The organism is uncultured Amaricoccus sp. (assembly GCF_937858865.1).
Taxonomy (GTDB): domain Bacteria; phylum Pseudomonadota; class Alphaproteobacteria; order Rhodobacterales; family Rhodobacteraceae; genus Amaricoccus.
The window spans coordinates 1-23639 of sequence record NZ_CALLYO010000256.1 but is presented as its reverse complement, the minus strand read 5'-3'; the positions used below and the strand labels follow the sequence as shown (position 1 = coordinate 23639).

Here is a 23639-nt window from a genome sequence, read left to right as displayed (position 1 = left end):
GGGTTGGCCCTCAGCTCCCTGTCGCAGGACCTCGAGGCCGCTGCCGCCGCCGGCACCAGACGTCCCCCCGCTCGCAGTTCCGCTCCACCTGGGCCACGTGCCGCCGCATCGCCTTCCACCGCCCGATCTGCCGCCCGTCGTCCGCCATCCGCCGCCCCCGCTAGTAGCGGCAGTACCACTGGAACCACCCCCGCGGGTCGTCCGGATGGATCCACCCCTTCGCCCGCCAGACCGACAGCGGCTGGCTCGCGTCCACCCCGAACCAGTTGAGCCCCGGGTCCTTCCCCTCCGGCGACAGCTTCGCCCCCTCGAACCAGGCCGCCGGAAATTCCTCCCGGCAGTCGGTCATGTACTTCCCCCCGAACACGCCCAACCGCAGCATCTCGGCCGGCGTCAGCTCCGGCCGGAACGCCGGATCGAACCCGCGCCCCGCCGGCGCGACCAGCGCGTAGCGGTAGCCCCGCTGCATCCTGTCGTTGACCTCGACCACCTTCGCCAAGCCGCGCGCCTCCATGAACACCGGGTTAACGCCAGCCGGATTCACCAGCCCCGTCAGTCACTTGCCCGCCGTCGCACGCGTGCGACTCCGAGCGCCTCGCACAGGAAACCCATGACCTCCGCCCGCATCTCCGGCGTCTCCCGGTGCCCGACCCCCGGCTCCAGCCGCACCCGGAGCGCCCGCTCCGCCCCGGCGGCGGCATAGGCGGCGCGCAGCGTCGCCAGCGCCGGCCCGATCGCCTCCGGCGGCGTCAGCGGATCCGCCTCGCCCAGCCCGACGAACTGCGGCCGCGGCGCGATCATCCCGGCGATCTCGCCGTTCGAGACCCGGCTCACCAGCCCCGGCACCGTCAGGTAGAGCCCGTGCAGGTCATGCGCCCCGCTCTCGATCAGCGGGGCGAAGTCGGCGAAGCAGCAGAGATGCGCCACCGCGGCCAGCCGCGGCTCGACCGCCCCCAGCCAGTAGCCGAGCGTCGCCCCCATCGAGAGCCCGAAGACCGCGATCCGGCCCGGATCGGTGCCGGGATCGCCCGCCAGCCAGTCGAGCGCCGAGTGGAGCTCGCCAAGCATCTGCCCGGCCAGCGAGCCGCCCCGCCAGAGCGCCGCCTTCGCCGCCGCGCTCTCCGGCGTCCCGGCCCGGCCGCGGAAGCAGGGCATGTCGATCGCCAGCACCCGGAAGCCGGCCCGCGCGAGCGCCGGCCCCATCGGCCCGGCGAGCGCCGCCTGCCCGTCCACCGCCTCGCGCGCGCCGATGTCGTAGCGCCAGCCGTGCGCGTGGACGTAGAGCACCGCGGGCGCCGGCCCCCCGCCGTCCGGCTCGAGCAGGAAGCCCTCCACCGCCTCGCCCGACCGGGTGGCGAAGGCGATCGGCCTGACGCCCCCCTCTCCCGGGCCGAGCCCGCGGAACGCGAGCGGATGCGCCCCGATCTCGAACCGCCGCGCCAGCTCGGCCCGCTCCATGCCAGCCTCCTCCCGTCCGAACCCGCGGCCGCTGCCCGCAGCCGCTCATTGACAGCTTTTCCGCCCGCGCCTAACCATTGTCCGGCCAGGGGTGGGGAGACAAGCAGCGCCTGGAAGCGCCCGGCCGCTCGCCGGCCACCCTCCCGGGGCGGAACGCGGCACAAGCCGCGATTGGGAGGAGAACGTCATGACTTCTGCTCGCACTCGGGCGCGCCTTCTCGGCGCCTGCGTAACCGCGGCGATCCTCGCCGTGGCCGGCACGGCGATGGCCGAGCCCGAAATCGTATCCGGCCCGGCGACCGACGCCGACTGCATGGTGCCCTGGGCCGCCGACACCCAGTTCTTCCAGTTCCCGAAGAAGGAAGGCCCCTACCGGATCGCGCTCGCCAACGGCTATATCGCCAACACCTGGCGCATCCAGATGATCCAGACCGCCAAGGCCTACGCCCGGCAGCCCGAGGTCGCCACGAGGCTCGCGGAGTTCAAGGTCGTCTCCACCGGCGAGGACGTGCCGGCGCAGATCTCGGCGATCAACAACTTCATCGACTCGGGCTTCGACGCCATCGTCGTCAACGCCCAGAACCCCACCGCCTTCGGCCCGGTCATCAAGCGCGCCAAGGAGGCGGGCGTCGTCCTCGTCGCCTTCGACAACATCCTCGACACCCAGGACGCCATCAACGTCAACGTCGACCAGAAGGGCCTCGGCGAGCTCTGGGGCAACTGGCTGGTCGAGCACCTGCCCGACGGCGGCAAGGTCCTCGAGGTCAGGGGCGTCGCCGGAACCTCCGTCGACACCGACCGCCACAACGGCATCCACGAGATCCTCGACGCCTCCGGCAAGAGCTGGGACGTGACCGAGGTCATGGGCAAGTGGGACGACCCGACGGCGCAGAAGGCGACCGCCGACGCCATCGCCACCAACGGCCCCTTCGACGGCATCACCGCCCAGGGCGGCGACACCGGCGTCGTCCAGGCGATGCTCGACGCCAAGCACCCGATGGTGCCCTTCGGCGGCGAGACCGAGAACGGCTTCCGCAAGTTCTGCGCCCAGTACGCCGCCGAGGGGCTGAAATGCACCTCCGCCGGCTCCGGCCCGGCGCAGGTCGCGGTGGCGATCAAGGTCGCGCTCGCCGCGCTCGACGGCCAGGTGGTGCCGCAGTCGGTGCGCCTGCCGACGGCGGTCGCCTCCGACCCGGACCTCAAGGAGGGCGTCGACTACTACCCGGGCGAATCCGACAACTTCTTCGTCGGCAACTCCTTCCCGACCTGCGACATCAACTTCACCGCCCAGGAGATCATGGGGCAGACCCAGGAGAATCAGTGACCTGGAACCGGTGACCCCCGGGGGCCGCCCGCCGCCGGCGGCCCCCGGCCACGCCGGGTTCAGCATGGGGGTGAGGCCGATGCCCGACCAGCCGCTCCTGCGCATGGAAGGCGTCTCCAAGCGCTATGGCGGCATCGTGGCGCTGGCCGACGCCGAACTCTCGGTACGCGCCGGCTCGATCCACGCCGTCCTCGGCGAGAACGGCGCCGGCAAGTCCACCCTCATCAAGATCCTCGCCGGCGTGGTGCAGCCCGACGCCGGCAGCATCACCCTCGACGGCCGCGCCGCCGGCTTCCCCGACCCGGCGGCGGCCAGCGACGCCGGCATCGTCTGCGTCTTCCAGGAACTCTCGCTCATCCCCGACCTTTCGGTCGCCGACAATATCGTCGCCCGCCGGCCGCCCACCCGCCTCGGCATGATCGACCGCCGCGCCCAGCGCCGCATCGCCGAGGCGGCGCTCGCCCGCGCCGGCGCCGCCGACATCCACCCGCGCGCCCTGGTCAAGGACCTGCCGCTCTCCCGCCGCCAGATGGTCGAGATCGCCAAGGCCCTTGCCCAGCGCCCGCGCATCCTCATCCTCGACGAGGCGACCTCCGCGCTCACCGCCGCCGACGTCGACAAGGTCTTCGGCGTGCTGAAGCGCCTGCGCGCCGAGGGCCTCGCCCTCGTCTACATCTCGCACCGGATGCACGAGATCGAGGCGCTCGCCGACGAATGCACCGTCTTCCGCAACGGCCGCAACGTCGCCACCTACGCCGCCGGCACCAGGTCCGACCAGGAGGTGGTCGAGATGATGATCGGCCGCGAGTACCGCCACGTCTTCCCGCCGCGCACCGCCCGCGCCGAGCTGCCCGAGACCGTCCTCGCCGCCCGCGGCCTCTCCTGGACCGGCCGGCTGCGGGGCGTCTCCTTCGACGTCGGCAAGGGCGAGGTGGTCGGCCTCGGCGGCCTCGACGGCCAGGGCCAGCGTGAGCTCCTGCTCGGCCTCTTCGGCGTGCTGCGCGACCTCGACGGCACGATCGAGGTCGCCGGCCGCCCGGAGCGCATCCCGAGCCCGACCCGGGCGCGCGCCCTCGGCATGGCGCTCATCCCCGAGGACCGCAAGACCGAGGGGCTGATGCTGCCGATGACCGTCGGCGAGAACCTCACCTTCGCCGCCTTCGACCGCATCGCCCGCCGCGGGATCGTCGACCGCGCCGCCGAGGCGAAGCTCGTCGCCGAGATGACCAGGCTCCTCGCCATCAAGACCGCGAGCCCCGACATCCCGGTCGGCGCCCTCTCCGGCGGCAACCAGCAGAAGGTCGTCATCGCCAAGTGGCTGGCGAACCGCCCGCGCATCATCCTGCTCAACGACCCGACCCGCGGCATCGACGTCGGCACCAAGCAGGAGATCTACCAGCTGCTGCGCGGCCTCGCCGACGCCGGCGCCGCCATCCTCTTCTACTCCACCGACTATGCCGAGCTCATCGGCTGCTGCGACCGCGTCCTCGTCATGTACGACGGCGCCGTCGTCCGCGAGCTCGCCGGTCCCGAGATCACCGAGCGCGCCCTCGTCGCCAGCGCCCTCAACATCCCCGGATCCGCCGCATGACGCCGCGCGCCGCCCTCCCGCCCGCCGACGGAGGCGCCGCGCCGGCCCCCCGCGTACGTCACCCGCACGCCCGCGGCGCCCGTCACCGCCCGCGAATGCTCCACCGTCTCCCCACCCCACCCGCCTCGCCCGTGAGGACTGCCGCTGCCGCCCGTCCCTCAAAGGCTTTCATACAGGCAGAAACCCTATCGAGCAGTCCGGGGCCCCGCCAACAGGCGGGGAGAACAATGACTCAAGCGGCCGAAGGCCGCTTTCCGCCGGAGGGAGGCTGCAAAGGCAGCCGACCGCCAAGCGCCGCCCGAGCGGGGGCCTTCAGGCCCCCCGAGGGTGGCGCTCCCCGCCCCCACCCGGGGGATTCACCCCCCGTTAACCTGACGTATCCCTTCCGCATCAAGGACTTGAGTATAGTTTCGCGCGCGAAATCCCCGCGGAGCCCCGCCCCGTGAAGGACTGGCGCTACTGGCTGGCCGAGCAGCGCGGCACCCTGATGGCCGTCGCCATCTTCGCGGTCATGTTCCTCATCTACGTCTCGAACCACCCCGCCGGCCTCACCGCCAACGTGGTGCAGACCGCCTCCAACAAGGCCACGCTGCTCGCCTTCGTCGCCGTCGCCCAGGCGCTGGTCGTCATCACCGCCGGCATCGACCTCTCCGTCGGCATGGTCCTCGTCCTCACCAACTGCCTCGCCTCCTGGCTCGTCGTCGGCACGCCGCTCCAGACTGGCCTCGGCGTCCTCGCCGTCCTTGCGACCGGCCTCGCCTGCGGGGCGCTGAACGGCCTCATCGTCATCTACGGCCGCCTGCAGCCGATCGTCACCACCATCGCCACCGGCGCCATCTTCTACGGCCTCGCGCTGATGCTCCGCCCCTTCCCCGGCGGCTCGGTCAACGAGGATCTCGCCGACGCCCTGACCGGCCGCATCCTCGGCCTCGTCCCGGCCAGCCTCGTCGCCCTCGCGCTGGCGACCCTGCTCATCTGGGTCCCCTACCGCCGCTCCGTCGTCGGCCGCGCCGCCTACGCCGCCGGCTCGGCCGAGGTCGCCGCCTACATGTCCGGCATGCCGATCCGCCGCGCCAAGTTCCTCGCCTACACCCTCGCCGGCCTCTTCGCCGCCCTCGGCGGCCTCTTCCTCACCTTCTATTCCTACACCGGCGAGGCCGCCTACGCCTCCGGCAACGCCTACACGCTCTATTCGATCGCCGCCGTCGTCCTCGGCGGCATCTCCCTGATGGGCGGCCGCGGCAGCGCCATCGGCGCCATCTTCGGCGCCCTCGCCTTCCGCACCATCGGCGACCTCCTCTTCGTCTTCGACCTCGACCCGCTCTGGCAGCCGCTCTTCCAGGGCGTCGTCCTGCTCCTCGCCGTCAGCCTCGGCGCCTTCGGCCTCCTGCGCGTGCGCAACCGCCTGGACTGGTTCGAATGAGCGACGCCGCCCCCACCGGCTTCCGCGCCCGCCTCCACGGCCGCCTCCCCGGGCCCCTCCGCCGCGCCGACCCGGCGGTCGTCATCGCCTTCGGCTGCATCCTCCTGCTCCTCCTCCTCGGCAGCCTCTACTCGCGCAACTTCCTCTCCTTCGACTACCTGATGCAGCAGCTGAAGGTCGCCTCCTTCCTCGGCGTCATCGCGACCGGCACCATGCTCGTCATCCTGCTCGGCCAGATCGACCTCTCGGTCCCCTGGGTGGTCTCGACCGGCGCCATGATGGCGAGCGCGGCCGCCGCCTACGGCCTCCTCGGCGAGATCCTCTCCGTCCCCTTCGGCGTCCTCTGCGGCATCCTGATCGGCCTCGTGAACGGCTTCGGCGTCGCCTACCTGCGCATCCCCTCGATGATCGTGACCCTCGCCACCAACGCCGTCGCCCAGGGCCTGATGGTCGTCTACACCGGCGGCTTCTCCCCGCAGGACTCCGCCTCCCCCGCCATGCGCTGGCTCGCCACCGGCTTCCTCATCCCCGGCCTCCCCAACGCCGTCCTCGTCTGGATCGTCGTCGGCGCGGCGGCGGTCTTCGTCCTCACCCGCACCACCTTCGGCCGCGCCGTCTACGGCATCGGCAACCGCGAGCGGGCGGTCTATCTCTCCGGCGTCGACACCCGCCGCATCGTGCTCGTCGCCTTCGCCGTCGCCGGCGCCTGCAACGCCTTCGCCGGCGTGCTCCTCGCCGGCTACGCCTCCAAGGCGGCGCAGTCGATGGGCGACGCCTACCTGCTGCCCGCCATCGCCGCCGTCGTCCTCGGCGGCACCCACGTCCTCGGCGGCCGCGGCTCCTACCTCGGCACCGTCGCCGGCGTCATCCTCATCACCCTGCTGCAGTCGATCCTCTCGGTCATGCAGATCGACGAGGCCGGCCGCCAGCTCATCTACGGCACCGTCATCGTCGTCATGCTCCTGCTCTACGGCCGCCAGCCCGCCTGACCCGGCTTCCAACCGCGCCCGCTGCCGCTATAGTCGGGCCGATCGAAGGGGGTGCCCGAGGTGGCTCTGCGCGACGTCACGGCCGAAAGCCCGATCCTCTCCACCGCGACGCAGGAACTCCGGCGGCTGATCGAGGACACCGCCGTGCGCACCACGCTCGGCGCCGGCGAGGTGCTGTTCAGCCAGGGCGACCCGGGCGACGCCGTCTACGTCGTCGAGAAGGGCGAGATCGAGATCAGCGTCCACTCCCTCGACGGGCGCAAGCTCGCCCTCGACATCCAGCGCCCCGGCGAGGTCTTCGGCGAGATCGCCCTCTTCGGCGGCGACCGCACCGCCACCGCCACCGCGCTCACCCACAGCGTGCTGCGCCGCATCCGCCGCGCCGACGTCCTCGAGGCCCTCCGCCACCGCCCCGAGCTGGCGCTCGAGTTCATCGACCTCCTCTGCGAGCGGCTCCGCGCCCTCAGCCTGAAGCTCGAGGAACGCTCCTTCCTGCCGGTGCCGGTCCGCCTCGCCAGCCGCCTCCTCTATCTCGACGGCAAGCTCGCCGCGGCGGGCGGCGGCGTCGCCGTCTCCCAGGCCGACCTCGCCGACTTCGTCGGCGCCACCCGCGAGGCGGTGGCGCGCACCCTCGCGGTCTGGCGCGGCCGCAACTGGGTCGCCCTCTCCCGCGGCTCGGTGCGCATCCTCGACCGCGCCGAGCTCGAGGCGATCGCGACGAGCTTCCGCGAGTGACGGACACATCCTGCGGGGGCGACCGCCGCGAGCGACGCAGGATCTTGCGGTCCGCACTGAACGCACGGGGACGCGGGGCTTTCCTTTTCGCCGCCCCGGCATTACCTTCGCGCGCGAGATGAGCACCTGGATCAGCGACGAGGCCGACGCCTTCGAGGCGGCAGAGCGCCCGCTCTCCGCCCGCGCCATGGCCGCGCGCCCCGCCCCCTATCTCGACGACCTCAACCCCGCCCAGCGCGCCGCCGTCGAGGCGCTCGACGGCCCGGTCCTCGTCCTCGCCGGCGCCGGCACCGGCAAGACCAAGGCCTTGACCGCCCGCATCGCCCACCTGCTCGGCACCGGCCGCGCCCGCCCGAACGAGATCCTCGCCGTCACCTTCACCAACAAGGCCGCCCGCGAGATGAAGTCCCGCGTCGGCCAGCTCGTCGGCGGCGTCATCGAGGGCATGCCCTGGCTCGGCACCTTCCACTCGCTCTCCGTCCGCATCCTCCGCCGCCACGCCGAGCTCGTGGGCCTCAAGTCGAACTTCACCATCCTCGACACCGACGACCAGCTGCGCCTGCTGCGCCAGCTGATCCAGGCGGCGAACATCGACGAGAAGCGCTGGCCCCCCCGCCTCCTCGCCAGCCTCATCGACGGCTGGAAGAACCGCGCCCTCCCCCCCGAGCGCGTCCCCTCCGCCGAATCCTCCGCCTTCGACCACCGCGGCAGCGAGCTCTACGCCGCCTACCAGCAGCGCCTCGCCACCCTCAACGCCTGCGACTTCGGCGACCTGCTGCTGCACGCCGTCGCCATCCTGCGCGATCACCCCGACGTCCTCGCCCAGTACCAGCGCTGGCTCCGCTACATCCTCGTCGACGAGTACCAGGACACCAACGTCGCCCAGTACCTCTGGCTCCGCCTCCTCGCCGGCAGCCACCACAACATCTGCTGCGTCGGCGACGACGACCAGTCGATCTACGGCTGGCGCGGCGCCGAGGTCGGCAACATCCTCCGCTTCGAGAAGGACTTCCCCGGCGCCCGGGTCATCCGCCTCGAGCAGAACTACCGCTCCACCCCGCACATCCTCGCCGCCGCCTCCGGCGTCATCGCCGCCAACGAGAGCCGGCTCGGCAAGACGCTCTGGACCGACCTCCCCGAGGGCGAGAAGGTCCGCCTCATCGGCCACTGGGACGGCGAGGAGGAGGCGCGCTGGATCGGCGAGGAGATCGAGGCGCTGACCCAGGGCACCCGCGGCCTCGCGCCCGTCTCGCCCGACGGCATCGCCATCCTCGTCCGCGCCAGCCACCAGATGCGCGCCTTCGAGGACCGCTTCCTGACCATCGGCCTCCCCTACCGCGTCATCGGCGGCCCGCGCTTCTACGAGCGCCAGGAGATCCGCGACGCCATGGCCTACTTCCGCGTCGCCGTCTCGCCGGACGACGGCCTCGCCTTCGAGCGCATCGTGAACGTGCCGAAGCGCGGCGTCGGCGACAAGGCGCTGCAGGAGATCAACCGCACCGCCCGCGAGAACGGCGTCTCGCTCCTCGACGCCGCCGGCCTGCTCGCCGCCAACGGCGGCCTCCCCGCCCGCGCCCGCGCCGCCCTCGGCCAGCTCGTCGACGGCTTCGACCGCTGGCACGCCGCCGTCCGCGAGGGGCGCGACCATGTCGAGCTGGCCGAGACCATCCTCGAGGAATCGGGCTATACCGACATGTGGCGGGCGGAGAAGTCGGTCGAGGCGACCGGGCGGCTCGACAACCTCAAGGAGCTGGTGAAGGGCCTCGGCGAGTTCGAGAACCTGCAGGGCTTCCTCGAGCATGTCGCGCTCATCATGGACAACGACCAGGAGGAGGCCGCGGCCAAGGTGTCGGTGATGACGCTGCACGCCGCCAAGGGCCTCGAGTTTCCCGCCGTCTTCCTGCCGGGCTGGGAGGACGGGCTCTTCCCCTCGCAGCGGTCGATGGACGAGAGCGGGCTCAAGGGGCTGGAGGAGGAGCGCCGGCTCGCCTACGTCGGCCTCACCCGGGCGCGCCGGCTCTGCACCATCTCCTTCGCCGCCAACCGGCGGGTCTACAACCAGTGGCAGTCGCAGCTCCCCTCGCGCTTCATCGACGAGCTGCCGGCCGACCACGTCGAGGTGCTGACCCCGCCCGGCCTCTACGGCGGCGGCTTCGGCGCCGCGGCGCCCGGCGGGGGATCGACGCTGGCCGACAATGCCGCCCGGGCCGACGTCTACAACTCGCCCGGCTGGAAGCGGATGCAGGCGCGGGCCGCGACGCGCGGGACCTCCCAGCCGCAGGAGGCGCGCAACATGGTGATCGACACCACCGCCGTGCCCGCCTTCGACCCCGGCACGCGGGTCTTCCACCAGAAGTTCGGCTACGGCACGGTGACGGCGGTCGAGGGCGACAAGCTCGCCATCGACTTCGAGAAGGCCGGCCCGAAGAACGTCATCGCCCGCTTCGTCACCGCCGCGGACAGCGTCCCCTTCTGAACGGATTTCGCGCGCGAAACTATACGTAACATATTGATATTACGCCGACTTATTTTTTTCCTTAACCTCGCGTTCACGATTGGCCACCCACCGCGGCACAAAAAAACGGCCGGGACGAGCCCGGCCGAGTTTGGGAGGAAACCTGGTGCGTCCCGCCTCAGCTGGCGTAGACGCTCTCGTGTGCGATGTCGCGGATCTGCAGCCGCGACAGGCCGAGGTCCGCGAGCTCGCGGTCGCTCAGCGCCTCGAGCTCGTCCAGCGTGCGCCGGTAGAGCCGATAGTCCGCCAGCCACTTGCCGATGCGGGCCCCGAGACCGGGAACCTTCACGTCCGCGCGCAGATCGGCGCGACCGAAGTCATGAAAAACCGTGCTTGCCATCTTCCTATCCTTTCATCCGGGGGACGGGCCGTGCCCTGTCCCCGTCAACGTCCGTAGACCGCCCGGTGGGCCGTCTCCTTGAGCACGCCGCGGGTCAGCCCCACATCGGTGAGCTGCCGGTCCGTCAGCTGCTGCAGATCCGCGAGCGTCAGCCGGTAGCTGCGGAACTCCCGCCAGACCCGGGCCAGCCGCGAAGCGATGCCGTCATTCCTCCGCTCGCCGGCAGCCAGGACCGGGCGGGCGGTGCGAACAGCGATTGCCGTCGTCATGTCCTGTCCTTTCAGTTGCGTTCGGTCTTGAGCGTTTCCCTTATGTGCACCGCAATATAGTCACCCCCGCCGAACCGGCAACTCGCGGAAGCGGAAACCCGGCCATGCGCTTCATGCATGGCTGGTAAATATCTGTTAATCTCTCGAAAAATTCATATCCGCACCCGCGCTGGCGCGGCGCTGCGCCCCTCTTGTTGCGCCGCAACCTGATTCCAGCCGGCGCGGGAGCCCGCCGGATCCCGTCGCCGCACCCCCTTGCCACTCCCGCCCCGCTCGGCGATCTAGGAGGAGGGAGGCTGACCAGATGACCGTGACCCGTGACGAGGTTCTCGCTGCGCTCCGCGCCGTGCCGATGCCGGGAACCGGCGGCAGCGTGGTCGACGCCGACGTGGTGCGCGCGATCAACGTCGAGGGCGGGCGGGTGAGCTTCCTGCTCGAGGTCGACCCCGCCCAGGGCCCGACGCTCGAGCCGACGCGCGCGGCGGCCGAGGCGGCGGTGGCCGCCCTGCCCGGCGTCGGCGGCGTCTCGGCGCTGCTGAACGCGCACGGCCCCGCCGGCAAGGCGCCGCCGAGCCTCAAGATCGGCCGCCACCCGACGCCGCAGGGCGGCCCCGCGCACGTCCCCGGCGTAAAGCGCATCATCGCCGTCGCGTCCGGCAAGGGCGGCGTCGGCAAGTCGACCGTCGCGGCCAACCTCGCCGTCGCCCTCGCCCGCGAGGGCAAGCGCGCCGGCCTGCTCGATGCCGACATCTACGGGCCGAGCCAGCCGCGCATGATGGGGGTGGACGAGCGGCCGAAGTCACCGGACGGCAAGACCATCATGCCGCTCACCGCCCACGGCGTGACGCTGATGTCGATCGGCCTCATGCTCAAGGAGGGCGAGGCGGTGATCTGGCGCGGGCCGATGCTGCAGGGGGCGCTGCAGCAGCTGATGGGCCAGGTCGCCTGGGGCGATCTCGACGCGCTGATCGTCGACCTGCCGCCCGGCACCGGCGACGTGCAGCTCACGCTCAGCCAGAAGTATGCGATCACCGGCGCCCTCGTCGTCTCGACGCCGCAGGACGTGGCGCTGATCGACGCGCGCAAGGCGGTCGACATGTGCGTCAAGACCCGGGTGCCCGTGCTCGGCTACATCGAGAACATGTCGAGCTACATCTGTCCGAACTGCGGCCACGAGGCGCATATCTTCGGCCACGGCGGCGCCCGGGCCGAGGCCGAGAGGCTCGGCGTTCCCTTCCTCGGCGAGGTGCCGCTCGACCTGAAGGTGCGCCTTGCCGGCGATGCCGGCATGCCGGTCGTCGCCGCCCATCCCGAGAGCCGCGAGGCGCAGGCCTTCATGGCGATCGCCCGCCGCCTCGTCGCCGCCGGGCTGGTCTAGGCGCGTCCGTTAACCGCGTTGACCGGGCCGAATCCGCTTCGGCTTGCCATGAATCAGCAAAAATATACTGTGCGATAAGGTGATTCTGCCTCTCGCCGCCGGGCGGCGCGGGCGGAAGCGACCAAAGAACAACTTGGACAACCGGGAGAACTCTCAAATGAAGCGCATCCTTCTCGCGACGGCGGCGAGCGCCGTCATGGCCGCGGCCGGTGCCACCGGAGCCGTGGCGGAGCCGGTCAACATCGGGATCATCCTCGGCTTCACCGGGCCGCTCGAGTCGATCACCCCCGCCATGGCGAACTCGGCCGAGGTGGCGATGAAGGAGGCCTCCGACTCGGGCAAGCTGCCGAACGGCATCACGCTCACCCCGGTGCGGGCGGATTCGACCTGCATCGACTCGGCCGCCGCCACCACCGCCGCCCAGCAGCTGGTCAGCTCGCAGAACGTCGCCGCCATCGTCGGCGCCGACTGCTCGGGCGTCACCGTCGCCATCGCCAACAACGTGGCGATCCCGGCCGGCGTGGTGATGGTATCGCCCTCGGCGACCTCGCCCGCGCTCACCACCATCGAGGACAACGGCTTCTTCTTCCGCACCGCCCCCTCCGACGCCCGCCAGGGCGAGGTGCTGGCCACGCTCGTCAAGGAGCAGGGCATCGAGGAGGTGGCCGTCACCTTCACCAACAACGACTACGGCAAGGGGCTGGCCGACAGCTTCACCCAGGCCTTCCAGGCCGCCGGCGGCAAGGTGCTGATCTCCGCCGCGCACGAGGACGGCAAGGCGGACTATTCCGCCGAGGTGGCGGCGCTGCAGGCCTCGGGCGCGAAGACGCTGATGGTCTTCGGCTACGTCGACCAGGGCGGCGTCGGCATCGTGCAGGCCTCGCTCGACTCGGGCGCCTTCGAGAGCTTCTTCTTCGCCGACGGCATGTACGGCCAGAGCCTGATCGACAAGATCGGCGACGAGATCAACGGCAAGGTCATCGGCACCCTGCCCGGCGTCTCCGGCGAGGCGGCCGACAAGTTCGCCGCCTACGCCCAGGCCAACGGCATGGACCCGACCGGCACCTACGTGCCGGAGAGCTACGACGCGGGCGCCCTCATCGCGCTCTCGATCGCCGCCGCCGGCAGCGCCGACCGCACCGGCATCCGCGACCGCATGATGGACGTCGCCAACGCCCCCGGCGAGAAGATCTACGCCGGCGAACTCGCCAAGGGCATCGAACTCGCCGCCGCCGGCACCGACATCGACTATGTCGGCGCGACCGGCGTCGAGCTGGTCGGCCCGGGCGAGGCGGCCGGCTCCTACCGCGTCTTCGACATCGTGGACAACGCCCCCCACACCGTCGGCTACCGCTGACCGACAGAGGCCGGCCCCCGCGCGGGGCCGGCCGCATCCGGGGGGCAGGGATGATCCGTGTCGAGGATCTGCACATGCACTTCGGCGGCATCCGCGCCGTCGACGGCGTCTCGATCACCATCGCGAAGGGCTCGATCACCGGGCTCATCGGCCCGAACGGCGCCGGCAAGTCCACGCTCTTCAACGTGATCGCCGGCCTCTTCCCGCCGACCTCGGGCCGGGTCTGGCTCGACGGCGAGGAGATCACCGGCCTGCCGCCGCACAAGCTGTTCCACAAGGGGCTGCTCCGGACCTTCCAGATCGCGCACGAGTTCGCGACGCTGACCGTGCGGGAGAACCTGATGATGGTGCCGGAGAACCAGCCGGGCGAGGTGCTCTGGGACACCTGGTTCCGCCCGGCGAGCGTGCGCGCCCGCGAGGCCGAGGTGCGCGCCAAGGCCGACGAGGTGATCGACTTCCTCGAGATCGGCCATGTCGCGGAGGAGCTCGCCGGCAACCTCTCGGGCGGGCAGAAGAAGCTGCTCGAGCTCGGCCGCACGATGATGGTCGACCCGAAGATCGTCTTCCTCGACGAGGTGGGCGCCGGCGTCAACCGCACGCTCCTCGGCACCATCGGCGAGGCGATCCTCCGGCTCAACCGCGAGCGGGGCTATACCTTCTGCCTCGTCGAGCACGACATGGACTTCATCGGCAAGGTCTGCATGAACAACCCGGTCATCGTCATGGCCGAGGGCAAGCTGCTCGCCATCGGCGACCCGGACGAGGTGATGAAGAACGAGGCGGTGATCGAGGCCTATCTCGGCCGCGGCCTGAAGAACAAGCCGGCGCGCGCCCGCAAGGCGCCCACGCCGATGATGCCGCAATGACGGTGCCGCAATGACCTTCCTCGTCGCCGAGGAGATGACCGGGGGCTACGGCAACGGCCCCGACATCCTGCATGCCTGCACCATCGCCGTCGACCGCGGCGAGATCGCCGTCATCGTCGGCCCGAACGGCGCCGGCAAGTCGACGGCGATGAAGGCGGTCTTCGGCATGCTGCCGCTCCGCTCCGGGCGGGTGCTGCTCGACGGGCGCGACATCACCACCCTCTCGCCGCAGGAGCGGGTGCACGCCGGCATGGGCTTCGTGCCGCAGGTCGCCAACGTCTTCGTCTCGATGACGGTCGAGGAGAACCTCGAGATGGGCGCCTACATCCGCGACGACGACTTCTCCGGCACGATGGAGCAGGTCTTCGCCCTCTTCCCGATCCTCAGGCAGAAGCGCCGCCAGCCGGCGGGCGAGCTCTCCGGCGGCCAGCGCCAGCAGGTCGCGGTCGGCCGCGCCCTGATGACGAAGCCCACCCTCCTCATGCTCGACGAGCCGACGGCCGGCGTCTCGCCGATCGTGATGGACGAGCTCTTCGACAAGATCCTCGAGGTCGCCGCCACCGGCATCGCCATCCTGATGGTCGAGCAGAACGCCCGCCAGGCGCTCAACATCGCCGACCACGGCTACGTGCTGGTGCAGGGGCGCAACCGCTACACCGACACGGGCGAAGCCCTTCTCGCGGACCCCGAGGTCCGCCGCACCTTCCTCGGGGGCTGACGATGGAGAACCTCCTCAACGCCTTCGTGCTGCTTTCGAACTTCGTGCTGGTGCCCGCCATCGCCTACGGCTCGCAGCTCGCGCTCGGCGCCCTCGGCGTCACGCTCATCTACGCCGTGCTGCGCTTCTCGAACTTCGCCCACGGCGACCTGATGGCGCTCGGCACCACGGCGGTGATCCTCGCCACCTGGGGGCTGCAGGCGGCCGGCATCGGCCTCGGCGTCCTGCCGACCGCGCTCCTCGCGCTGCCGGTCGGCATCCTCGCCGCGGCGGTCCTCGTCCTTCTCACCGACCGCTGGGTCTACCGCTTCTACCGCCGCCAGCGCAGCGACCCGGTCATCTTCGTCATCGCCAGCGTCGGGGTGATGTTCATCTACAACGCCCTCACCCGCTTCGTCATCGGCACCGACGAGCGGCGCTTCGAGGACGGCGCCCGCTTCGTCATCCGCGCCGGCGACTTCCGCGAGATGACCGGCCTCGCCGAGGGGCTCGCCATCCGCACCAGCCAGGTCATCACCGTCGTCGTCATGCTGGTCTCGGTCGCCTTCGTCTTCTGGTTCCTGCAGAAGACCCGCACCGGCAAGGCGATGCGCGCCTATTCCGACAACGAGGATCTCGCGCTCCTCTCCGGCATCAACCCCGACCGCGTCGTGCTCATCACCTGGATCATCGCCGCCGCGCTCGCCACCATCGCCGGCACGCTCTACGGCCTCGACAAGAGCTTCCGGCCCTTCACCTACTTCCAGCTGCTGCTGCCGATCTTCGCCGCCGCCATCGTCGGCGGCGTCGGCCAGCCGCTCGGCGCCATCGTCGGCGGCTTCATCATCGCCTTCTCCGAGGTGATGGTGACCTATGCCTACAAGGGCTTCCTCGGCTACCTGCTGCCCGAGGCCTGGCAGCCCGAGGGCCTGGTGCAGATGCTCGGCACCGACTACAAGTTCGCCGTCTCCTTCATCATCCTCGTGGTGGTGCTGCTGGTCAGACCCACGGGCATCTTCCGGGGGCGCGTCATATGAGCCCGGGCCTGTCGCTGCGCACCCGCGGCATCCTCCTCTATCTCGCCATGGCGGCGCTGCTCCTCGGCGTCGGCTTCGTGCAGAGCTGGACGGTGGCGCTCACCATCCTCAACCTCTGCCTGATCTCGGCGGTCATGTCGCTCGGGGTGAACATGCAGTGGGGCTATGCCGGCCTCTTCAACGCCGGCATCATGGGCTTCGCCGCCCTCGGCGGCATCGGCGTCGTCCTCACCTCGATGCCGCCGGTCAGGGGGGCGCTGGCCGCCGGCGGCGTCAACCTCGGCCTCGCGGCGCTCTTCGTCATCCTGACCGTCGTCGCCGCCCTCGTCGTGCGCCGGCGCGTGCCCTCCTACCTGCGCGGCCCGGTCGGCCTGCTCGTCGTGCTGGCCGGCTACTTCCTGATGCGCATCTTCCTCGATCCCGCCTCCGAGGCGATCGAGGCGATCGACCCCGCCTCCGCCGGCTATCTCGGCGGCCTCAACCTGCCGGTCCTGCTCGGCTGGCTGGTCGGCGGCGTCTTCGCCGCCGGGGCGGCCTGGCTCGTCGGCAAGGTCTCGCTCGGCCTGCGCTCGGACTATCTCGCCATCGCCACCCTCGGCATCGCCGAGATCATCCTCGCCATCCTGAAGAACGAGAACTGGCTGACCCGCGGGGTCAAGAACGTGACCGGCCTGCCGCGCCCGATCCCGGTCGAGCGCGACCTGCAGACCATGCCCTGGATCGCCGACCTCGCCAGCCGCTTCGGCAGCGACGTCATCACCACCGCCGGCATCGTCTCGCGCCTCGCCTATGCGCTTCTCTTCACCATCGTCCTCCTCCTCATCCTCTGGCTCGCCGAGCGGGCGCTGCACTCGCCCTGGGGGCGGATGATGCGCGCGATCCGCGACAACCGCGACGCCGCCGAGGCGATGGGCAAGGACGTGACCCGCCGCCACCTGCACGTCTTCGTGCTCGGCTCGGCCGTCGTCGGCATCGCCGGGGCGATGCTCGTCACCCTCGACGGCCAGTTCACCCCCGGCTCCTACAACCCCTTGCGCTACACCTTCCTCATCTGGGTCATGGTCATCGTCGGCGGCTCGGGCAACAACTGGGGCGCGGTGCTGGGCGGCTTCCTCATCTGGTACGTCTGGGTGATGGCCGAGCCCTTCGGCAGCTCGATCATGTCGACGCTCACCGCCGGCATGACCCCGGGCAGCTTCTGGCAGCAGCATCTCGTCGCCGCCGGCCCGCACATCCGCTTCCTGCTGATGGGCCTCATCCTGCTGCTGGTGCTGCGCTTCGCCCCCCAGGGCCTGATCCCCGAGCGGAGCGCCCGCAAGTAGCATCGGCACTTTGCCGCCCGTGTGAATGGGTTCACAGAACCCGGCCCGCCGGTCGCGCATTGTCAGGGTAAGCCGCCCGGCAACTCCGCCAGGGCGGCATGCCCTGGAGGCCCGAGCCATGTTGCATTTCCCGGTACCCACCCTCGCCTTCGAGTCGATCCTCGAGGACTTCGGCCCCCCGCGTTCGCCGCTCGACCGCATCCGCACCGCGGCGCATGCCGCCTACGCCCGGCGCCGCCGCCGCAGCGCCAGCGCGCGCCGCGAGGCCGAGAGCACGCTCGCAAGCGTGCTCGCCTCCGCCGAGAATCCCTTCCCGGCCCTCCGCCGCCGCGACTGATCCGGGCCCGATCGCCGCCCGGCGAATCCCGTTAACGATGGTTACCATCCGGTTGCCGGCGCACCGGATTATCCAGCAAAAACAACGAACCCCCCAGGTGGGCACGCGTGCCCACCCCGTGCCCGGCGGAGGGTTCCCGGCCGCTAGCCGAGCTTGTACTCGCGCGTCGCCTCCGGGTCGTCGGTGGCGAAGGGCAGCGCCAGCAGCTCCGCCCAGACCTCCTCGCCGATCGGCCAGGCCGCCCATTCCAGCGTCTCCGCGATCCGCTCGGGGCGGGTGACGCCGCAGATCGTCGCGGTGATCCGCGGGTCCCGCATCGAGAACTGCAGCGCCGCAGCCCCCGGCGGCACCCCGTGCCGGGCGCAGACCTCCTCGACCCGCCGCACCGGGGCGAGCATCCCCTCGGTCGCCTCCTGGTAGACGTAGCGCCCGTAGCCCGCCCCCTTGGCCAGCGCCCCGCCGGCATAGGGCGCCGCGTTCAGCACCGCGACCCCGCGCTCCCGCGCCAGCTCGATCAGCGGCTCGGCGTTGCGGTTGACCAGCGTGAAGCGGTTGTGGGTGATCATCGCGTCGAAGTCCCAGGCGCGCAGCAGCGGCATCATCACGTCGATCCGCCCCGCCGCCAGCCCCACCGCCCGCGCCAGCCCCTCCTCCTTCATGCGGAAGAGCTCGGCCACCGCCCCCGCCACCTCGTCGATGCTGCGGGCATATTCCGGGTCGTGCAGGTGCAGGATGTCGACGCGGTCGACGCCGAGCGCCGCGAGGCTCTCCTCCAGCGACCGCCGCGCCCGCGCGGCGTCGAAGCGGCCGGTCTCGGTGTCGCGGTCGAGCTTGGTCGCGAGCACCACCCCCTCCGGCCAGCCGCCGAGCGCGCGCACCACCTTGCCGATCCGCTCCTCGCTCCGCCCCATGCCGTAGTTGCGCGAGGTGTCGAGGAAGCCGTCCGGCAGCGCGAGCAGCGCCCGCACCGTCGCCAGCGCCCGCTCCTCGTCCACGCCGTAGCCGTAGGTGTCGGGCATGTTGCCGATGCCCGAGGTGCCGAACCCGATCGCCGGCACCCTGACGCCGGTCGTGCCGATCCCGCGCTTCTCCGCCATGTCCGTCCTCCCTGCGGCCCCTTCAGCGGCCTCAGTAGAGATAGACCGCCTGCAGGAGGGCAAGGGGATTTCCGGCGCCGTCGAGAATCTCCAGCGTCTGCCCGTCGATCCGCCAGCTCGCCGCCGCCGCGAGCACCTCGCCGAGCTGCCGCTCCCAGGCGTCGAGCGGCTCCGGGCAGGCCATCAGCGTCGTCGGCCCCGGGGCGAAGGAGAGCGCCTGGCCGTCCAGCCGGTAGCTGCCCAGCATCTGGTTGCAGCCGACCGTCGCGGTGAAGCTCGGCTCGCCCTCGCGCAGGATGAGGCTCGGCTCGCGCTGGCCCTGGGGCGCGGCGACCTCGGTCGCGCCGAGGCGGAGGATCTTCCAGTAGGTGTTGGTCAGGCTGGCCTTGCCGGTCGCCCGCTCGCAGGTCTCGCCCGGCCAGACGCCGACGAACCGCTCGACGAGGACCATCGGCACCTTGCCGCTCCCCTCCTCCTCGGGCATCCGGACGATCCCGCCGTCGAAGCTCGCCATGATCGCCCCGCCGGCTTCCGCGCCGGCGGCGAGATAGGCGTGCTCCAGCGCCTCGTAGTCGCCCTCGCGCACCAGCGGATAGTCGCGCCCGGTCAGGCATTCGGTGAAGCGCGCCCGGTCGGCGACGTAGGTCAGCATCCCCCTCAGCGGCAGATGCACGTCGAAGTCCTCGAACTGCTCCTCGGCCCGCAGCAGGTGCTCGGTGCCGTCCTCGGCCCTGAGCGCGAGCGCGTCCGGCCCGAGGATGGTGAGCGCGACCTCCTCGCCGCCGCCGCGCAGGGTCAGCATCCGCTGGTCCGGGTCGGCCGACCAGCGGCCGATCGAGACGCGGGTGATGTCATCGCCCTCCCAGTGGCGCCGCAGGTGGAAGACCTGGTCCGGCCAGAGGTTCAGCCGGTAGCGGAGGCTCTCGCAGGTGTCGCACGGCAGGTCGCCGACGAAGCTCGCCGGCAGGCGCAGCCCGTGCGCGCCGATCGCCGCCGGGGCGTCGCGCGCCTCCCGCTCGGTCTCGCCCACCTTGATCATCCAGATCTCGGCCTGGTCCGGCGCGCCCTGGGTCAGCACCTGGTTGAGCGTGTCCGAGACGAAGACGAGCCGCCGGCCGACCGAGACCTGCGCCCGCACCGCATACCGGCGCTCGGGGCGGACGCTCGCCGGGTCGAAGGCGATGTCGAAGGCGAAGGGCGGGCTGCCCGGCTCGGCGATCGTGGCGCGCCCGAGCTCGCTCGCCGGCGCATCGGCGAGGCTCACGTCCTCGAGCACCACCTCGAGGATCGCGCCCGGCGGCAGCGCGATGTCCTCGCGATAGCTCGCGGTGCCGGTCAGATGACCCGGCCGGGCAAACGCCTGCTGCGCGCCTGCGGTCGTCACGATCAGCATCAGGACAGCAACAACCAAGCGCATTCCGGTGGCGCACCTCGATCCCCGACCCGCGGCCAATCTCGCAGGAAATTCGGTGCGCGCCAAGGGCGCTCCCGGCCGATCTTCGGGGGCTTCTCTCACTTTTACTTGCCGGCCGGCAGCCCGGATCTCCGCCGCGGGGCCGGTCAGAGCTGCGCCATCACGTCGTCGGAGATCTCGAAGTTCGCGGTCACCGACTGCACGTCGTCGTCGTCCTCGAGCGCCTCGATCAGCCGCATCAGGCTCTGCGCCGCCTCGAGCTCGACCTCGGTCGTGGTCTGCGGCCGCCAGACGAGCTTCACGTGCTCCGCCTCGCCGAGCTTGCCCTCGAGCGCCGCCGAGACCTCGGCGAGGTCGGTGTCGGCGCACCAGATCACATGGCCTTCCTCGTCGCTCTCGACGTCCTCGGCGCCGGCCTCGATCGCCGCCTCCATCACCTCGTCCTCGGAGCCGGCGCTTGCCGGATAGACGATCTGCCCCTTGCGGTCGAACATGAAGGCGACCGATCCCGTCTCCCCCAGGTTCCCGCCGCGCTTGGCGAAGGTCGAGCGGATGTTCGACGCCGTGCGGTTGCGGTTGTCGGTCATTGCCTCGACGATGATCGCGACGCCGTTCGGCCCGTAGCCCTCGTAGCGGATCTCCTCGTAGCTCTCCGCGTCGCCGCCCGCGGCCTTCTTGATCGCCCGGTCGATGTTGTCCCTGGGCATCGAGCTGGCCTTGGCCTCCTTCACGGCCAGGCGCAGGCGCGGATTCTTGTCGGGGTCGGGATCGCCCATCTTCGCCGCGACGGTGATCTCCTTCGAGAGCTTCGAGAAGAGCTTCGAACGGGCGGCGTCCTGCCGCCCCTTGCGATGCTGGATGTTGGCCCATTTGGAATGGCCGGCCATGAGGCGCTCCGTCGTGCTGAATTCGCTGAGGTCTGGCGCGCTTATAGGTCAGCCCGAGCGCGCCCCTCAACCCGGAATCAGCGGCCAGAAGACCGGGATGAGCAGGCAGGCGGTGATGCCGGTGACGATGTTGAGCGGCAGCCCGACCCGGGTGAAGTCGAAGAACTTGTAGCCGCCGGGCCCGTAGACCATCGTGTTGGTCTGGTAGCCGATCGGGGTGGCGAAGGCGAGGGTCGCGGCGAACATCACCGCCACGACCAGCGGCCGCGGGTCGAGCCCGAGGCTCTCGGCCAGCGTGATCGCGAGCGGCGTGACGATCACCGCGACCGCGTTGTTCGACAGGAGCTCGGTCATGATCTGCGTCATGAAGTAGAGCACGAAGAGGATGCCGAGCGGCGACATGTGCGTCAGCGACGGCGAGATCCAGTCGACGATCATCTGCGCCGCACCCGACTCGTCGAGCGCCGCCCCGACCACGAGCATGGCGAGGATGAGCACCAGCAGCGAGGCGCTGACGGTATTGTAGGCCTCCTCCGGCTCGATCGTCCCGGTGACGAGGAGCGCGGTTGCGCCCAGCATCGAGAGGATCTGGATCGAGGCGAGGTCGAGCGTCGAGCAGACGATGATCGTCGCGAGCACGAGCAGCACGAGCGGCGCGCGCCCCCGCTTGAACGGCTTGGTGGTCGGCTCGCTCAGGTCGACGAGGTCCATGTCGGCGGCCAGGCGGCGGATGTCCTCCGGCGCCCCCTCGAGCAATAGCGTGTCGCCGACCCGCACCACCACCTCGTCGAGCTTGCGGCCGAGGTTCTGGCTGCGGCGGTGCACGGCGAGCGTGTAGACGCCGTAGCGGCGGCGCAGCCTGAGGCTGCCGAGCGAGCGGCCGACGAAGCGGCACTCGGGCAGAATCACCGCCTCGACCGTGGTCGTCGCCTTGGCGCTCACCCGGTCGACCAGCGTGACCTTGTTCGAATCCTTGAGCCCGAGCAGCTCCCGCATCTCGGTGCGCAGCACCACCCGGTCGCCCTCGGCCAGCGTCACGTCGGGGAACTGCCGGCGCATCGACTCGTCGCCGCGGATGACGTCGATGACCCGCATCCCCTCGCGCTTGAAGGTCGGGACATCCATCACCCCGGCGCCGATGAGCGGCGAGCCCTCGGGCACCACCACCTCGGTGAAGAACTTCATCCGCTTGCGCTGGCCGAGCAGGTCGGTGATCGAGTCGCGGTTGGGCATGAAGCGCGGCACGAGCAGCCACATGGTGGCGAAGCCGACGATGGTGACGGCGATGCCGAGCGGCGCGATCTCGAAGAGCCCGAAGGGCGCCAGCCCCTGCGCCCGCGCCACGCCGTCGACGAGCAGGTTGGTCGAGGTGCCGATGACCGAGATCATCCCCGCGAGCACCGTCAGGTACGACATGGGAATCAGCAGCTTCGACGGCGCAAATCCCATGGCGTGGGCGAGCTGCACCGTCACCGGGATCATGATCGCCACCAGCGGCGTGTTGTTGACGAAGGCCGAACTCGAGGCCAGGAACAGGCTGATGAGGATGAGCACCAGCACCTTGCTCTGCGCCGCGCGGCGCGAGAGCGCCCGCGCGAAGCCGTCGATCAGCCCGGTACGCACCAGCCCGCCGGTGACGATGAACATGGCGGCGATCGTCCAGGGCGCCGGGTTGGAGAAGACCGCGAGCACCCCCTCCTGCGGCACGATGCCGAAGAGCACCAGCACCGCCGCGCCGAGCATCGCCGTCACCTCGGTGGGGTAGATCTCGAGCACGAAGATGATGAACATCACGGCGAGGACGCCGAGCGTGAAATATGCCGGAAGGTCCGGACTGGCGAAGAACTCCGGCAACTGGGATCCCCTCGTACTCACGACATCCGGCCGGGTCGCGTCCCGCGCGCGCCCGCCCGGCGGGGCGCCAACATGGCGCAGCGCCCGGGCGCGCTCAAGGGCCTTCGCAGCCCGTGGCGGCGGTCACGGCTCGGCCCGGGCCCGCCGTCCGCCGAGCCGGACCGCGGCCACCCGCCGCGCGCGGCCGGTGGCGTCGTCGGTCTCGACGTAGACGCCGCAGAGCGTCGCCTCCCCCTCGGCGGGCGAGAATCGCCCCTTCGGCATGCCGGTGACGAAGCGCGTGATCGGCTCGAGCTTGTCCATGCCGATCACGCTGTCGTAGTCGCCGCACATCCCGGCATCGCTCTGGAAGGCGGTGCCGCGCTCGAGGATCTGGGTGTCGGCGGTCGGCACGTGGGTATGCGTGCCGACGACGAGGCTCGCGCGCCCGTCGCACCAGTGGCCGAACGCCATCTTCTCCGAGGTCGCCTCGGCGTGCACCTCGACGATCACCGCCTGCGCCGTCCCGCCGAGGGTGGCGGGCTTGAGCGCCGCCTCGATGGCCGAGAAGGGGTCGTCGAACGGCCGCTTCATGAAGGCCTGCCCGAGCACCTGCGCCACGAAGACCCGCCGCCCGCCCGGCGCGTCGAAGAAGCGCGCGCCATGGCCCGGCGCCGTGCGGGCGAAGTTGAGCGGGCGGATGATGCGCGGCTCGTGCTCGATATAGGCGAGCATGTCGCGCTGGTCGAAGGCATGGTCGCCGAGCGTCA

The 23639-nt window shown here is 71.0% G+C and carries 22 protein-coding genes; 13 read left to right on the top strand and 9 right to left on the bottom strand.

Features of this window, described 5'->3' with window-relative positions; all coding sequences use genetic code 11:
* Nucleotides 1–160: 160 nt before the first annotated feature.
* Both Q0112_RS07200 and Q0112_RS07195 read right to left on the bottom strand, forming a co-directional pair.
* Nucleotides 161–499: a hypothetical protein gene (locus Q0112_RS07200; protein WP_297973298.1), complete on the bottom strand. Its 339-nt coding sequence runs from the start codon at nt 497–499 to the stop codon at nt 161–163.
* 53 nt (nt 500–552) lie between these two features.
* Nucleotides 553–1458, bottom strand: coding sequence for a CocE/NonD family hydrolase (locus Q0112_RS07195; protein ID WP_297973294.1), 906 nt, complete (start codon nt 1456–1458; stop codon nt 553–555).
* 187 nt (nt 1459–1645) lie between these two features.
* Here Q0112_RS07195 and Q0112_RS07190 point away from each other — a divergent pair, with 187 nt between their 5' ends.
* The 6 genes from Q0112_RS07190 (at nt 1646) to Q0112_RS07165 (ending at nt 9996) form a co-directional block, all read left to right on the top strand.
* A complete protein-coding gene (locus Q0112_RS07190) occupies nt 1646–2782 on the top strand; it encodes a sugar ABC transporter substrate-binding protein (RefSeq protein WP_297973292.1) in 1137 nt (378 codons plus the stop codon).
* Nucleotides 2783–2861: 79 nt separating this feature from the next.
* Complete coding sequence (locus tag Q0112_RS07185) at nt 2862–4373, top strand: sugar ABC transporter ATP-binding protein (RefSeq protein ID WP_297973290.1); 1512 nt, start codon at nt 2862–2864, stop codon at nt 4371–4373.
* A gap of 442 nt (nt 4374–4815) precedes the next feature.
* Complete coding sequence (locus tag Q0112_RS07180; protein ID WP_297973287.1) at nt 4816–5796, top strand: ABC transporter permease; 981 nt, start codon at nt 4816–4818, stop codon at nt 5794–5796.
* Complete coding sequence (locus Q0112_RS07175) at nt 5793–6785, top strand: ABC transporter permease (RefSeq protein WP_297973284.1); 993 nt, start codon at nt 5793–5795, stop codon at nt 6783–6785. The genes Q0112_RS07180 and Q0112_RS07175 overlap by 4 nt, the downstream gene beginning before the upstream one ends.
* Nucleotides 6786–6836: 51 nt before the next feature.
* A complete protein-coding gene (locus Q0112_RS07170) occupies nt 6837–7520 on the top strand; it encodes a Crp/Fnr family transcriptional regulator (RefSeq protein ID WP_297973283.1) in 684 nt (227 codons plus the stop codon).
* Between the two features lie 118 nt (nt 7521–7638).
* On the top strand, nt 7639–9996 hold the full coding sequence (locus tag Q0112_RS07165; RefSeq protein ID WP_297973281.1) for an ATP-dependent helicase: 2358 nt from the start codon (nt 7639–7641) through the stop codon (nt 9994–9996).
* Nucleotides 9997–10153: 157 nt separating this feature from the next.
* Here Q0112_RS07165 and Q0112_RS07160 read toward each other — a convergent pair whose 3' ends face one another.
* Nucleotides 10154–10375 (bottom strand): DUF1127 domain-containing protein, encoded by a 222-nt coding sequence (locus tag Q0112_RS07160; protein ID WP_297973278.1) that lies wholly within the window; start codon nt 10373–10375, stop codon nt 10154–10156.
* 44 nt (nt 10376–10419) lie between these two features.
* Nucleotides 10420–10644: a DUF1127 domain-containing protein gene (locus Q0112_RS07155; RefSeq protein ID WP_297973275.1), complete on the bottom strand. Its 225-nt coding sequence runs from the start codon at nt 10642–10644 to the stop codon at nt 10420–10422.
* Nucleotides 10645–10948: 304 nt separating this feature from the next.
* Here Q0112_RS07155 and Q0112_RS07150 point away from each other — a divergent pair, with 304 nt between their 5' ends.
* From Q0112_RS07150 to Q0112_RS07120, 7 genes are all read left to right on the top strand, one after another.
* Nucleotides 10949–12022 (top strand): Mrp/NBP35 family ATP-binding protein, encoded by a 1074-nt coding sequence (locus Q0112_RS07150; protein WP_297973272.1) that lies wholly within the window; start codon nt 10949–10951, stop codon nt 12020–12022.
* Nucleotides 12023–12179: 157 nt separating this feature from the next.
* Nucleotides 12180–13379 (top strand): ABC transporter substrate-binding protein, encoded by a 1200-nt coding sequence (locus Q0112_RS07145; protein ID WP_297973269.1) that lies wholly within the window; start codon nt 12180–12182, stop codon nt 13377–13379.
* Between the two features lie 50 nt (nt 13380–13429).
* Nucleotides 13430–14245, top strand: a complete 816-nt coding sequence (locus tag Q0112_RS07140) for an ABC transporter ATP-binding protein (RefSeq protein WP_297973267.1) — start codon at nt 13430–13432, stop codon at nt 14243–14245.
* Nucleotides 14246–14255: 10 nt separating this feature from the next.
* Complete coding sequence (locus Q0112_RS07135) at nt 14256–14963, top strand: ABC transporter ATP-binding protein (protein WP_297973264.1); 708 nt, start codon at nt 14256–14258, stop codon at nt 14961–14963.
* 2 nt (nt 14964–14965) lie between these two features.
* Entirely contained in the window at nt 14966–15979 is a 1014-nt protein-coding gene (locus Q0112_RS07130; RefSeq protein ID WP_297973261.1) for a branched-chain amino acid ABC transporter permease, read from the top strand.
* Complete coding sequence (locus Q0112_RS07125; protein ID WP_297973258.1) at nt 15976–17301, top strand: branched-chain amino acid ABC transporter permease; 1326 nt, start codon at nt 15976–15978, stop codon at nt 17299–17301. Before Q0112_RS07130 ends, Q0112_RS07125 begins: the two co-directional genes overlap by 4 nt.
* A gap of 118 nt (nt 17302–17419) precedes the next feature.
* A complete protein-coding gene (locus tag Q0112_RS07120; protein WP_297973255.1) occupies nt 17420–17638 on the top strand; it encodes a hypothetical protein in 219 nt (72 codons plus the stop codon).
* Between the two features lie 143 nt (nt 17639–17781).
* Here the strand turns inward: Q0112_RS07120 and Q0112_RS07115 are convergent, their stop codons facing one another.
* From Q0112_RS07115 to Q0112_RS07095, 5 genes are all read right to left on the bottom strand, one after another.
* Nucleotides 17782–18735 carry an aldo/keto reductase gene (locus tag Q0112_RS07115; protein WP_297973252.1) on the bottom strand — a complete coding sequence of 318 codons (954 nt, stop codon included), beginning with the start codon at nt 18733–18735 and terminating at the stop codon, nt 17782–17784.
* A gap of 31 nt (nt 18736–18766) precedes the next feature.
* A complete protein-coding gene (locus Q0112_RS07110) occupies nt 18767–20119 on the bottom strand; it encodes a YbaY family lipoprotein (RefSeq protein ID WP_297973250.1) in 1353 nt (450 codons plus the stop codon).
* A gap of 176 nt (nt 20120–20295) precedes the next feature.
* Nucleotides 20296–21036 carry a YebC/PmpR family DNA-binding transcriptional regulator gene (locus Q0112_RS07105; protein WP_297973247.1) on the bottom strand — a complete coding sequence of 247 codons (741 nt, stop codon included), beginning with the start codon at nt 21034–21036 and terminating at the stop codon, nt 20296–20298.
* 66 nt (nt 21037–21102) lie between these two features.
* A complete protein-coding gene (locus Q0112_RS07100; protein WP_297973301.1) occupies nt 21103–22827 on the bottom strand; it encodes an SLC13 family permease in 1725 nt (574 codons plus the stop codon).
* Nucleotides 22828–23013: 186 nt separating this feature from the next.
* On the bottom strand, nt 23014–23639 hold a 626-nt coding region (locus tag Q0112_RS07095; RefSeq protein ID WP_297973244.1), incomplete at its 5' end, for a TIGR00282 family metallophosphoesterase.